This is a genomic window from Pilosibacter sp. YYHA0881, from assembly GCF_051602715.1.
Taxonomy (GTDB): domain Bacteria; phylum Bacillota; class Clostridia; order Lachnospirales; family Lachnospiraceae; genus Alitiscatomonas; species Alitiscatomonas aceti.
In genome coordinates, this window is the sequence record NZ_CP175657.1 from 3,105,498 (window position 1) to 3,117,840 (window position 12,343).

The 12,343-nt window shown below is 56.1% G+C and carries 16 protein-coding genes and 1 tRNA gene; 16 read left to right on the top strand and 1 reads right to left on the bottom strand.

Going from position 1 to position 12,343, the window contains the following annotated elements; all coding sequences use genetic code 11:
• The first annotated feature begins 5 nt into the window (after positions 1–5).
• From ACI6NM_RS14670 to ACI6NM_RS14725, 12 genes are all read left to right on the top strand, one after another.
• A complete protein-coding gene (locus ACI6NM_RS14670) occupies positions 6–920 on the top strand; it encodes an ATP-binding cassette domain-containing protein (RefSeq protein WP_438500958.1) in 915 nt (304 codons plus the stop codon).
• Entirely contained in the window at positions 913–1,689 is a 777-nt protein-coding gene (locus ACI6NM_RS14675) for a hypothetical protein (RefSeq protein WP_438500959.1), read from the top strand. The genes ACI6NM_RS14670 and ACI6NM_RS14675 overlap by 8 nt, the downstream gene beginning before the upstream one ends.
• A gap of 10 nt (positions 1,690–1,699) precedes the next feature.
• Positions 1,700–2,605 carry a sensor histidine kinase gene (locus ACI6NM_RS14680; RefSeq protein WP_022273643.1) on the top strand — a complete coding sequence of 302 codons (906 nt, stop codon included), beginning with the start codon at positions 1,700–1,702 and terminating at the stop codon, positions 2,603–2,605.
• Positions 2,606–2,997: 392 nt separating this feature from the next.
• Entirely contained in the window at positions 2,998–3,993 is a 996-nt protein-coding gene (gene spoIIIAA / locus ACI6NM_RS14685; RefSeq protein ID WP_438500960.1) for a stage III sporulation protein AA, read from the top strand.
• Positions 3,990–4,526 carry a stage III sporulation protein AB gene (locus ACI6NM_RS14690; protein WP_158357661.1) on the top strand — a complete coding sequence of 179 codons (537 nt, stop codon included), beginning with the start codon at positions 3,990–3,992 and terminating at the stop codon, positions 4,524–4,526. Before spoIIIAA ends, ACI6NM_RS14690 begins: the two co-directional genes overlap by 4 nt.
• A gap of 19 nt (positions 4,527–4,545) precedes the next feature.
• Positions 4,546–4,740 (top strand): stage III sporulation protein AC, encoded by a 195-nt coding sequence (gene spoIIIAC, locus ACI6NM_RS14695; RefSeq protein ID WP_022273640.1) that lies wholly within the window; start codon positions 4,546–4,548, stop codon positions 4,738–4,740.
• 17 nt (positions 4,741–4,757) lie between these two features.
• Positions 4,758–5,144, top strand: coding sequence for a SpoIIIAC/SpoIIIAD family protein (locus tag ACI6NM_RS14700; RefSeq protein WP_022273639.1), 387 nt, complete (start codon positions 4,758–4,760; stop codon positions 5,142–5,144).
• Positions 5,141–6,304, top strand: coding sequence for a stage III sporulation protein AE (locus ACI6NM_RS14705; RefSeq protein ID WP_215653264.1), 1,164 nt, complete (start codon positions 5,141–5,143; stop codon positions 6,302–6,304). The genes ACI6NM_RS14700 and ACI6NM_RS14705 overlap by 4 nt, the downstream gene beginning before the upstream one ends.
• A 17-nt stretch (positions 6,305–6,321) precedes the next feature.
• Positions 6,322–6,960, top strand: a complete 639-nt coding sequence (locus ACI6NM_RS14710; RefSeq protein WP_438500961.1) for a stage III sporulation protein AF — start codon at positions 6,322–6,324, stop codon at positions 6,958–6,960.
• Complete coding sequence (locus ACI6NM_RS14715) at positions 6,914–7,588, top strand: stage III sporulation protein AG (RefSeq protein WP_438500962.1); 675 nt, start codon at positions 6,914–6,916, stop codon at positions 7,586–7,588. The genes ACI6NM_RS14710 and ACI6NM_RS14715 overlap by 47 nt, the downstream gene beginning before the upstream one ends.
• A gap of 3 nt (positions 7,589–7,591) precedes the next feature.
• A complete protein-coding gene (locus ACI6NM_RS14720; protein ID WP_438500963.1) occupies positions 7,592–8,323 on the top strand; it encodes a SpoIIIAH-like family protein in 732 nt (243 codons plus the stop codon).
• A gap of 228 nt (positions 8,324–8,551) precedes the next feature.
• Positions 8,552–8,938, top strand: coding sequence for an Asp23/Gls24 family envelope stress response protein (locus ACI6NM_RS14725; RefSeq protein WP_022273632.1), 387 nt, complete (start codon positions 8,552–8,554; stop codon positions 8,936–8,938).
• A gap of 212 nt (positions 8,939–9,150) precedes the next feature.
• Here the strand turns inward: ACI6NM_RS14725 and ACI6NM_RS14730 are convergent.
• Positions 9,151–9,222 (bottom strand) — tRNA-Glu (locus tag ACI6NM_RS14730).
• A 248-nt stretch (positions 9,223–9,470) separates the two neighbouring features.
• On the opposite strand from ACI6NM_RS14730, the gene nusB reads away from it, so the two are divergent.
• The 4 genes from nusB to ACI6NM_RS14750 are packed head-to-tail and all read left to right on the top strand — an operon-like array spanning position 9,471 to position 12,335.
• Positions 9,471–9,929: a transcription antitermination factor NusB gene (gene nusB / locus ACI6NM_RS14735; protein ID WP_158358532.1), complete on the top strand. Its 459-nt coding sequence runs from the start codon at positions 9,471–9,473 to the stop codon at positions 9,927–9,929.
• A gap of 21 nt (positions 9,930–9,950) precedes the next feature.
• Positions 9,951–11,252, top strand: coding sequence for an exodeoxyribonuclease VII large subunit (gene xseA / locus ACI6NM_RS14740; RefSeq protein WP_438500964.1), 1,302 nt, complete (start codon positions 9,951–9,953; stop codon positions 11,250–11,252).
• Positions 11,219–11,458, top strand: a complete 240-nt coding sequence (gene xseB, locus ACI6NM_RS14745; RefSeq protein WP_022273680.1) for an exodeoxyribonuclease VII small subunit — start codon at positions 11,219–11,221, stop codon at positions 11,456–11,458. Before xseA ends, xseB begins: the two co-directional genes overlap by 34 nt.
• Positions 11,442–12,335, top strand: coding sequence for a farnesyl diphosphate synthase (locus ACI6NM_RS14750; RefSeq protein ID WP_438500965.1), 894 nt, complete (start codon positions 11,442–11,444; stop codon positions 12,333–12,335). Before xseB ends, ACI6NM_RS14750 begins: the two co-directional genes overlap by 17 nt.
• Positions 12,336–12,343: the final 8 nt, after the last annotated feature.

A 12,343-nucleotide genomic window follows, 5' to 3' on the forward strand; every position in this document is an offset into this window, starting at 1 on the left:
AAAGTATGCGCTATGTTTTGCAGACCAACAGCCTGACAAAAAAATATAAAAATTTCCAGGCGCTGAACGGCCTTACGATGAATGTTCCCGAAGGCTCGGTCTATGGCTTTGTGGGAAAGAACGGGGCAGGCAAGACCACGCTGATCCGTCTGATCTGCGGACTGCAGGAGCCGTCTTCCGGCGATTTTACTCTTTACGGCATCCAGAGCGGCAGCAGGGACATGTCCAGGGCCCGCCGGCGCATGGGATCCGTGGTGGAGACACCGGCTGTTTATATGGATATGACGGCGGAAGAGAATCTGAAACAGCAGTATCTTATTCTGGGGCTGCCGTCTTATGATGGGATCCCCGGGCTGCTGAAGCTGGTGGGACTTGAGGACACTGGAAAGAAAAAGGTAAAGAACTTTTCCATGGGCATGAAGCAGCGGCTGGGCATTGCCATTGCCCTTGCCGGGGACCCGGATCTCCTTGTCCTGGATGAACCGGTCAACGGACTGGATCCCCAGGGGATCGTGGAGATCCGTGAGCTGATCCTGAAGCTGAATCGTGAAAGGCGGATCACGGTCCTGATCTCCAGCCATATTCTGGACGAGCTTTCCCGGCTGGCGACCCACTATGGGATCATAGATCATGGCCGCATGGTAAAAGAACTGAGCGCAGAAGAGCTGGATGCTGCCTGCCGCAAGTGTATCCGCATGGAGGTAAGCGATACAGGGATCCTGGCCCGTGTCCTGGATTCCATGCACCTGGAGTACAGGATCACCTCGGAAACCGCGGCCGACCTGTTTGCAAAGCCCAGTGTAACGCAGCTTGCCGTTTCCCTGGCAGAAGAGGGCTGTGAGGTGCTGTCCATGACGGAGAAGGATGAAAGCCTGGAAAGCTACTATCTTTCCCTGATCGGAGGTGGAAGCCATGATTAGACTGCTTTCTGCCAGCTTATACCGTCTGAAAAAAAGTGCAGCTTTCTGGTCCTGCCTCATTGGAATGCTGGTCATAGCCTCGGTATTTATGGTGATGCAGGCCACCAGTATGGAGTATACGGTCCCCTTAAGCCGGGTGATCTTTCTTCCTCTGAGCTTTTATGGTGTGGCTGCTGCCGCCATGGTCAGCGTATTTACAGGAAGGGACTTTGCCGATGGGTTTATCCGGAATAAGCTGATCTTTTCCAAAAGCCGGAGCCAGGTTGTCCTTTCCCAGCTCGTGACAAGCTGCATTGCCTGCGGCCTGGTCTATTCCGTTACGGTCCTTTATACCTTTGGGACGGCCCGGTTCTTTTTTGAAAATAACGTGGAGCCGGACCTGTTTGCCGGGTATTTTGCCCTGGGCCTCAGCATGAGCGCGGCGATCGCCTGTCTGTTCTGTGTCATTACACTTTTGTGTGGGGACCAGACCCGGGCGGTCGTATGGTGTATGGGGATCTCTTTTGGAATGCTGTTTCTCAGTCTGCACACCAACCAGATCCTGGTGCAGACCCGGTATAAAAACGGGGCCCTGAACCCGCATTACGTGGAAGGAGCAAAAAGAGTCCTGTATGGGATCTTACATGATCTGAATCCGTGCGGGCAGGCCGCCCAGCTTTCCTGCTGGGAGGTTTTGGAGCCCATAAGGGCGGTCCTCTGCAATGGGCTGTGGATCCTGGGAACAGCGGCTGCCGGAATCGTTCTGTTTCAAAGAAAAGATATAAAGTAAGAGGGATATTATGGAGCTTCCACAGCTGATCATTCTTGGAGTCCTGCTTCTGATGGCCGTTATCCTGGCTGCAAAGGTTTATTTTCTGCACAGATCCGCAGAGGAGATCGCAAAAGCGTTCCATGACATACGGACGTCGGATACCAACACGCTCATTTCAGTTTCCTCCAGGGACCCGTATATGCGGAGGCTTGCTGCGGATATCAATCTCGAGCTCCGTCTGCTCCGCAAAGAGCGCCGGCGCTGTCAGCAGGGGGACCTGGAATTGAAGGAGGCCGTTGCCGGCCTTTCCCATGACCTGAGAACGCCGCTCACGGCGCTCATCGGCTATCTGGATCTTCTGGAGCAGGAGGAAAACGGCGAAACGGTCAGGCGTTACCTTTCGCAGATCCGCAACCGGACAGAGGCGCTGAAGGATCTGACGGAGGAGCTGTTCCAGTACAGTGTGGCCGCGTCCTCCCAGGAGCTGCATCCGGAGCCTGTGGATGTGGTCGGGGCGCTGGAGGAAAGCCTTCTGTCGTTTTACGGCGTCATGCAGGAAAAAGGCATAGAGCCTGTGATCCATCTGCCGGAAGCTCCTGTCTGCCGCAGTCTGGATATAAGTGCGGTGAACCGCATTTTCTCCAATATCGTCAGCAACGCCCTTAAGTATTCAGACGGGGATCTCTTCGTCTGCATGGATCTGGACTGTGGAATTTCTTTTATCAATACGGCACAGAACTTAAACGCCGTCGCCGTGGGAAGAATGTTTGATAAATTTTATACAGTGGAGGCCAACAGAAATTCAACAGGCCTCGGATTATCCATAGCAAAAATCCTGACCGAGCGGATGGGCGGCAGCATTGAGGCAGAGTACAGCGAGGGAAAATTAAGGATCCGGATCCGGTTCCCAGAGGCTGGAAAACTGCTGGAGTGAGCCGTTCCCTCTCTGGCACGCTGGCACGCCCGATGGTGCCGCCGGCTGCCAGGAATGGGCCGCTCCCTTTAAAACCTTTCTTAAAATCAAAACCCATAGCTTTACCCCTGTCTGATTCAAAGTTTTCATTGTACATGATCTGATCCTTTATTCTGCAAGAACTGCTGTTGCCATGAGCATTTCATGATCTAAACATCCCCCAAACACAGAACGAAAAGTCATTGCTGCGCCGCAAAATAATTTTTCCTATAAGCCTTCCGGTTAGTCCTGACTGCATAACATCCGCTTTCCTTACCATCCTTTTGTCTGGGAAATTCCATTGGCCCTGCCGGAAATTCAGATTCATAAACCTGTCCCGCCGTCATATACTGAGGTAAAGGAGCGTGAGGAATATGACGGCAGAAGAGCTGAAGCAGATATTTGGACGGGCTGTTCCGGATAGAGGGAAGCTCCAGGAGATCCGCCTGCGGGCGGGGAAGCCGGTGCTGGTCTTTATGGACGGACGGGAATATATGGTGGGCCGGGAGGGGCTGCTGGAGCCGGATGCAGATCTGTCTCTGGTCCTGGCAGATCCGGCGCTGATCCGGGAGATCCTGGGGATCTTTTCCAGGCATTCCCTGTATGCCTTTGAGGATGAGATCCGCCAGGGCTTTCTGACCATCGAGGGAGGCCACCGGGTGGGGATCGCCGGAAAGGCCGTCACCGAAGGCAGCGGTCTGAGGACCATCAGGGACATATCCAGCCTGAATATCCGCCTGGCCCATGAAAAGCCCGGCTGCGGGGATCCGGTGCTCCCCTGGCTCTATGAAAACGGCCGGCTTCAGAATACGCTGATCCTGTCGCCGCCGGGAGCCGGGAAGACCACACTTTTAAGAGACGTGGTGCGCCAGGTATCCAATGGAAACCGGTACGGGCCGGGTCTCCAGACAGCGGTGGTGGATGAACGGTCAGAGCTGGGAGCCTGCTTTAAGGGTGTACCCCAGTGCGATCTGGGAATGCGCACGGATGTGATGGACGGATGTCCAAAGGCCCTGGGAATGGTCATGATGATCCGTTCCATGGCTCCCGGCGCGGTGGCGGTGGATGAGATCGGGGACCGGGAGGATCTGGAGGCGTTAAGATACGTGATGAAATGCGGCTGCCGGATCCTGGCCACGGTCCACGGAAGTTCCCCGGAGGATCTGAAAAAGAAGCCGGTGCTGGCAGAAATGGTCCGGGAAGGAATGTTTTCCCGGTATGTGGCGCTTTCCAGGCGGATGGGGCCGGGAACCGTGGAGGCTGTGTGCGACGGGGAACTGAGGCTGCTGGCGGGAAAGGGGTGCCAGAATGAGGGGAATGGGGCCGGAAGCCTGGAAACAGAAGGAAAAGCGGAGGCTCCGGGAGCATGAGATATATAGGGATCCTTATGATGGCCGGGGCATTGGCTGCGGGAGGCTTCTGGGCCGCAGACCAGTGGAAGGAAAAGCTGGAGCTTTTGCTCCTGTTCCGGCAGATGATGTTTTATTTGAAGGGACAGATCCTGTATGCCAACGCCACCCTGCCGGAAGCGCTCCGGGAGGTGGGAGGACGGTACGCAGAGGGACGGAGCGGTTTTCTTAAGGAGCCGGGCGCGTTTTTCCTGCGGGTGGCAGAGCGTCTGGAGGAGCAGGGAGACGTGCCGTTTCCTGTGATCTGGAAGGAGGAGGCGGAGCGGTTTCCGCCGGGATTTCCCCTGGAGGCAGGGGACCATAAAAATCTCCTGGCCCTGGGAGAGAATCTGGGCTACGCCCATAAGGACATGCAGGAGCGGACCCTTCTGTTTTATCTGGAGGAGACGGACGGCTCCATCGGGTTTTTAAAGAGGGAAATGGAGAGCCGGACGAAACTGTACCGGTGCCTGGGCATGGCGGCCGGGCTGTTTCTCATGGTGGTCATGGCGTGAAATGGCATAGGAGGATGGCATGGGTGTAAATCTGATCTTTAAAATTGCGGCAGTGGGGATCCTGGTGTCGGTGATCTGCCAGGTGTTAAAGCACAGCGGAAGGGAGGACCAGGCGTTTCTCACCAGCCTGGCGGGGCTGGTACTGGTGCTCTTCTGGATCGTTCCTTACATATATGAGCTGTTTGAAACCATAAAAAATCTGTTTGCCCTGTGAGGAAGGGGGAAGGCGTCATGACGATCATACAGGCGGCGGTCCTGGGGATCACGGCGGTGGCCCTGGCGGTCCAGCTAAAGCCCCTGCGCCAGGAATATTCGGTGTACCTGATCCTGGCGGCCGGTCTGGTCATTGGCTTTTTAAGTATTTCCAGGCTGGAGCTGATCCTGGACACAGTGCGGGCCATCGGGAGCCAGATCCGGGTGAAGAACATTTACCTGGGAACGCTTTTAAAAATGGTGGGGATCACATACATCGCGGAATTTGCCTCCGGGATCTGCAGGGATGCGGGATTTTCGGCTCTGGGGACCCAGGTGGAGATGTTCGGGAAGCTGTCCATCCTGGCGGTGAGTGCGCCGGTGCTCCAGGCGCTCTTAGAAACTCTCCAGGTGTTCCTGTCATGAGGAGGCAGAAGAAGGCCCTGCGTTTTTTTCTGGCCCTGGCCCTTTTCCTGTTCATGTTTTCCGGCCTGGCCCGGGCGGAGGAGGCAGTGGAGGAGCCCTATGCCCTGGAGGATTTTAACATGGAAGAGATCCAGAGGTTTCTGGACAGTCTGGACCGGGATCAGACAGGCGGCCTGTCCTTTGGCAGCGTCATGAAGGAGATCATGGACGGAAACCTTGGAGGGGTGCTTGGGGAGCTGGCCGGGAGGATCCGGGAAGGATTTTTTTCTGAGATCCGGACCAACGCCAGGTTCGTGGGACAGATCATCCTGCTGGCATTCATTGGAGCCGTTTTTTCGGGTTTTTCCAATATTTTCGGGTCGGGCCATGTGTCGGAAACGGGCTTTTACGTGGTATACCTTTTAAACATGGTCTTTCTGGCTGCCAGCTTTTTTGCCAGCGTGACCATTGCCGGTTCTGTGGCAGAGGAGCTGATGGAATTCATGCGGGTGCTCCTTCCGGCGTATTTTCTGGCCGTGGCCATGGCGGGCGGCGCGTTCACCTCCACGGCGGTCTGCGGCTTTACCTTCGGAGCCATCGGTGTGGTCCAGGCCGTGGTCTCCGGCGTACTCCTTCCTCTGATGCGGGTCTATATGATGCTGGTGTTAGCCGGGAACCTTTACAGGGAGGACATGATCTCCAGGACCACAGAGCTTTTGCGGCAGGGGATCTTGTGGACCTTAAAGACCATGTTCGGGATCATCGTGGGCTTCCATGTGATCCAGGGACTGGTGCTGCCCCAGGCGGATGCCTTAAAAAATGCATCGGCCATGCGGCTGGCCCAGATGATCCCCGGCGTGGGGGCCGGAGCAGGAGCCATATCCCAGATGGTCATGGGCTCGGGGATCCTGATAAAGAATACAGCCGGGGCGGCAGCGGTCCTGGTGCTTCTTTTTATGGCGGCGGTCCCGGTCATCAAGCTGCTGGTGCTGATGTTCCTTTATTATATGGCGGCGGCGGTGATGCAGCCGGTCTGCGATAAGCGGCTGGTGGCATGCATGACCGGGGCGGCGGCGGGCCATGGGATCCTTTTAAAGATCGTGGGCTGCTCCCTGGCTTTGTTTTCTGTGACCATCGCCGTTCTCTGTGCGTCCACCAACGCCGTCTGGTATGCGGGGTAGACGGGAAAGGAGGAGGATTGGAAGCAGTATATGAATGGATCCGCAGCCTGGTGTTTTATCTGATCCTGATGACCACGGTCTTAAACTTCCTTCCGGACCGGAAATATGAAAAATACCTGAGGCTTTTTACGGGGATGGTATTCATTCTCCTGGTGTTCGGGCCCCTGGGGGATCTTACAGGGCTGGAGGAACGCATGGCCGGGGCCTTTGGCCGGATCACCTTCCAGAATGATGTGAAGCTCTTACAGAGGGAGATCGCCGACGCGGACGGGACCCGGATGAAGCGGCTTGCGGACAGCTACCGGCGGGCGGTGGAAACGGATCTTATGACCATGGCGGAGAGTGCCGGTCTGGAATGCAGACAGGCAGAGGCAGTGGTGGAGGAGGATCCGGAGCGTCCGGGCTTCGGTTTAGTGCTGGAGGTGAAGCTGATCGTGGGGATCCCCGGAAGCGGGAGCCCGGGGCCCCTGGAAGGGGATACGGAGGCCTTCCGGGGACAGGGAGCGGAAACCTGGAGCCGGGAGGAAAACGGCCGCGAGGCTGGGCTGGAGCGGCGCAGAAGGGCCAACCGGGAGATCGGAAATCTGAAAATAAGGATAGGAGAGTATTATGGAGTGGAAGAAGGACGGATCCGGATCGATCTGGAGGATGAATAAGGAAAAGCTGATCTTTGTATTCTGCTCCGGGCTGCTGCTGTTCGTGCTTTCCATGCCGGGGACAGAAAAGGAACGATCCCTTGAGGCGGCCGCTGTGGGAAGCGGAGGGATGGAAAACACGGACCGGAGCGGAACCGGCCGTCTTCTGGACGGGCCAGCGGACGGGCCGGAGAAAGGGGAACTCCCGGGCCTTTCCGGAGGGGCGCAGGCCGTCTCCGGAGGCAGCGGCGGATCTCTGTATGAAAAGGAGCTGGAGCAGCGGATCGCCGGCCTCCTGGACCGGGTAGAGGGCGTAGGAAAGGCAGATGTGATGGTGGTGCTGAAATCCTCGGAGGAGCGGGTGTTCCATGTGGATAAAAATTCCAGGACCTCAGCCACAGAGGAAAAGGGAGAGGACGGGCGCACCGTAAGGGAGCAGGAACTCTCTGAGAGCACCGTCATGGGCGGCGGGAACCAGGGGCCTGTGGTAGAAAAGGAGATGACGCCGGAGGTGGCCGGTATCGTCATCAGCGCTGACGGCGGGGGAAACGCCAGTGTGCGTGCGGAAATTTCTGAGGCCATGGAAGCATTATTCGGGCTGCCGGCACATAAGATAAAAGTATTAAAGAGGGTGAAAGAAGGAGTCTGAGGAATGAAACGGATATTCAGGAGAAACCAGGTGATCATCACCACGCTGGCGATCATGATCGCGGCAGCCGGATATTTAAATTATTCTGCAAAAAAGGAGGTGGCGGGCTCGGATGTGTTTGAGGCGGGGATGATGGAGATCTCCGATGAGGACATTCTGGCGGAAAACCAGGCGGTGAACCGGGCGGACGACGGTACCTTAAAGGAGATCCAGAGTCTGGACGGGGAGCTTGAGAGCGCCGGAAGCCTGGACGCAGAGGCCGGAGGGGAGACACAGGCGGCAGACTCTGCGGGAAGCAGTGAACCGGCGGGAAGCGAAACAGAGGCCGCAGGCCTTGAAAATCCCGGGGAGGCGGTGCTCACCGGAGGCACCAGTGTGTCCGAGTACATAGCCGGCGTCCAGCTGAGCCGTGAGCAGATCCGGGCGAAGAATAAGGAGACGCTTATGGAGCTGATCAATAACGGCCAGACCCCGGATACGGAAAAGCAGGCAGCCATCCAGAGTATGATCCGGATGACGGAGATCTCCGAAAAGGAAAATGCGGCGGAGACCCTGCTCCGGGCCAAGGGCTTTGTGGATCCGGTGGTCAGCATCACCGAGGACCAGGTGGATGTGGTGGTCAACGCGGTGACCCTGACCGACCCGGAGCGGGCCCAGATCGAGGATATCGTAAAAAGAAAGACAGAGGTGGGGGCCAACGGCATCGTGATCACGCTGATGGATCTGGCCGAGTAAGGCGGTTCCTGTATGCGCGCCGCAGAAATCTTCTGGAAAAGCCTATGCAAAGTTTTGTGGTTATGGTATAATGTCTGGAAACAGACATTATACCATCGCGCATCTGGTTTCTGCGTTCACCGCAGAAATCCAGGCGCCCAATTCCCCGAAGGGGTACCATGCCTGAAGGACATGGTATAATGTCTGGAGGACATGGTAGGAAAACTATGATCGCAGGAGGTAATCATTGTGGCAGCGGATACAGTAAGAATCAGTCATAAAGTATATGAGAAAGATCAGATCGGCGAGGTACAGATCGCAGACGAAGTCGTGGCAATCATTGCCGGCCTGGCGGCGACAGAGGTGGAAGGCGTGGACTCCATGGCCGGAAACATCACCAACGAGCTGGTTGGAAAGCTGGGAATGAAGAACCTTTCCAAGGGTGTAAAGGTGGATGTAACGGAGGAGCACGTTTCCGTGAGCCTGTCTCTGAATCTGAAGTATGGGTACAGCATCCCCAAGGTATGCGAGGTGGTCCAGGATAAGGTAAAGAGCGCCATTGAAAATATGACGGGGCTCATCGTTCTGGATGTGAACATCAAGATCGCCGGCGTAAGCCTGGAGGAAAACCAGTAAGGAATAAACGTAAAGGCCGCTGTCCGCAGAAATTGTGGGCGACGGCTTTTTTCCTGTGTCCAGAAGCCCGGCGGAAAAACCATAAGAAACACGCTGCGTGGATTCCTCATGGTGATCACGGCAGCCTCCAGAGTCTCGTGCAGCCACGGACGTTTGGCCGCTGCCCGCGTAAACAAAAAAGGAGCCTTATCATTTCTGATAAAGCTCCTGTATGACCTGTCCGGGAATCGAACCCGGGTTTACGCCGTGAGAGGGCGTCGTCTTGACCGCTTGACCAACAGGCCGAATCATCAAGCCTGTTTATAATACCATGGATTTCAAAAAAAGCAAGTCTTTTTTTGAAAAAAAATAAATTTTTTTTGTCTGCCTGCTGTGTCCAGGAAGCGCCGTGCGTCTGTCCTATGGGGATACTGTTTTTTGCGTCCGTATACATAAAGGTCTTGTGAAACTATGCAGATTCATGTATAATCGAAAGATAAGACCAGAAAATGAAATCGAAGAAACGGTTCAGATTATAAATGGAGGTAATCCGATGACCAGAAGGGAAGCTCGGGAACATTGCTTTAAGATGCTGTTCTGCCAGGATTTTTATCCGGCAGAGGAAAAGGAGGAACAGCTGGAGCGGTATTTTGACGCTCCGGTGGAGGACGTTACAGGAAAGGACGGAGCGGACGAGGTGCTCCACCAGGTGGACCTGGAGGGAGCGGATAAAACGGCCCTGGAGGCCCGGGTGGAGGCTATAATGAAAAAGATCCCGGAGCTGGATGAGAAGATCAACGGGGTGGCCGAGGGCTGGAAGACCAGACGCATGGGCCGGGTTGAGCTTACGATCCTCCGGCTGGCTCTTTTTGAGATGAAGGAGGATCAGGAGATCCCGGAGAAGGTGGCCATCAATGAGGCTGTGGAGCTGGCCAAGAAATTCGGCGGAGACGGGGCCCCGGCCTTTGTCAACGGGATCCTGGCGAAGCTGGTGGAAGAAAGATCCGAATAAAATCAAGGCCGGAGAGCAGCTATGGCGGGAGTATATTCAGTCACGCAGGTGAATTCGTATATCAAAAATATGTTTGTCCAGGACTTCCTTCTTCGCCGGATCTCGGTGAAGGGGGAAGTTTCCAACTGTAAATATCACAGTTCCGGCCACATTTACTTTACCTTGAAGGATTCGGGAGGGACCCTTTCAGCCATCATGTTCGCAGGCCAGAGAAAGGGGCTGGGCTTTCGTCTGGCAGAGGGCCAGCAGGTGGTGGTCAAGGGGACCGTTGACGTTTACGAGCGGGACGGAAGATACCAGCTTTACGCGTCGGAGATCGAGCTGGCAGGCCGGGGCGACCTGTACGTCCGGTTTGAAAAGCTTCTGCGGGAGCTGGAGGAGATGGGGATGTTTGCAGCCCAGTATAAGCGGCCGATCCCCAGATATGCCATGTCCGTAGGGATCGTGACAGCCCCCACCGGGGCGGCCATCCGGGACATCATCAATATCAGCAGGCGGAGGAATCCCTATGTGCAGCTGATCCTTTATCCGGCCCTGGTACAGGGACAGGGAGCCAGGGAGAGCATCGTAAATGGGATCCGTACCCTGGACGCCATGGGACTGGACGTTCTCATCGTAGGCCGGGGCGGCGGCTCCATCGAGGATCTGTGGGCCTTCAATGAGGAGGAGGTGGCCCGGGCCATTTTTGCCTGTGAAACGCCGGTGATCTCTGCAGTGGGCCACGAAACGGATGTGACCGTTGCCGACTATGTGGCGGACTTAAGAGCCCCTACGCCTTCGGCAGCGGCAGAGCTGGCTGTCTTTGATTACGCCAGGTTTGCGGCGGATCTGGAAGCCAGAAAGCGGAAGCTTTCCCGGGAGATGGGCTTTTTCCTGGATCAGGTAAAGGGAGGGCTGCGCCAGGATGAGCTGAAGATCCGGCTTTACCATCCCCAGCATGTGATCCGGGAAAAAAGGCAGCGGCTGGCGGACCAGGAGGAACGGCTGGAGCGGATCATGGACGCCCGCACCGGGGAGAACCGGTCACGGCTCCAGAGCCGGGAAGAACGCCTCTCCCACGCCATGGACCGGAGGATGGAAAACGACAAAAAAAGGCTGGCAGAGGCCAGCGGCAGGCTCTGGGGGCTTTCTCCTTTGAGAAAGCTGAGCCAGGGCTTTGGATATATCGAGGATCAGGAGGGAAAACGGCTGGGCTCTGTAAAGCAGGCGCCGCCGGGGAGCGGGATCACCGTACAGGTGGCAGACGGAACGCTTTCGGCCCTGGTAACGGAAAGGAATGAGGAGTCGGGATGGCAGAACTGGATAAAAACGGAGCAGACATGACCATAGAGGAAACGTTTGCGGCCCTGGACGATCTGATCGGCCGCCTGGAGGGCGGAAAGGGCTCCCTAGAGGATGCCTTTAAGAATTATGAGGAAGGCATGCGGCTGGTGAAGAGCTGCAATGAGAAAATAGAAAAGATCGAAAAGCAGATCATGGTCCTGGGCGGAGGACCGGCGGAGGAAGAGGACGATGGAACGCAGTTTTAAAGAATTACTGGAACAGAAAACGGCGGAAACAGAGGCGGCGGTGTATGCGTACCTGCCGGAGGAAAAGGGCTTCCAGAAGACGATCTTCGAGGCCATGAATTACAGTGTAAAGGCCGGAGGCAAGCGGCTCCGTCCCCTTCTCATGATGGAGACATACCGGATGCTCGGCGGAAAGGGAAAGGAGATCCTGCCCTTTATGGCGGCCATTGAGATGATCCATACCTCATCTCTGATCCACGATGACCTGCCCTGTATGGATAACGATGAGCTGCGCCGGGGAAAGCCCACCACCTGGAAGGTGTACGGCTATGATATGGCGGTGCTTGCTGGAGACGCACTGATGATCTTTGCCTTTGAGACGGCGGCTAAGGCGCTGTCCCTGGGCGGAGATCCGGAGCGGGTGGCCAGGGCCATGGGGATCCTGGCAGAAAAGACCGGGATTTATGGAATGATCGGCGGTCAGACGGTGGATGTGGAGCTGACAGGAAAGCCGGTTCCGGAGGAGCAGCTCTCCTTTATCTACCGGTTAAAGACCGGGGCGCTCCTGGAGGCGTCCATGAGGATCGGGGCGGTGCTTGCCGGAGCCGGAAAAGAGGAAGAGGAAACGGTGGAACGGATCGCTGCCGACGTGGGAATGGCGTTCCAGATCCAGGACGACATCCTGGACCTGGTGAGCACCGCAGAGGTCCTGGGAAAACCGGTCTTAAGCGATGAAAAGAATGAAAAGACCACTTATGTGACGTTAAAGGGACTGGAAAAGGCAAAGGCAGAAGTAAAAACACTCTCAGACCGGGCAGCAGACGCTTTAAACAGCCTTCCGGGAGATAAGGAATTCCTGGGAACGCTCATTAAGACCCTGGTGGACCGGGAGAAATAGGACTTAAA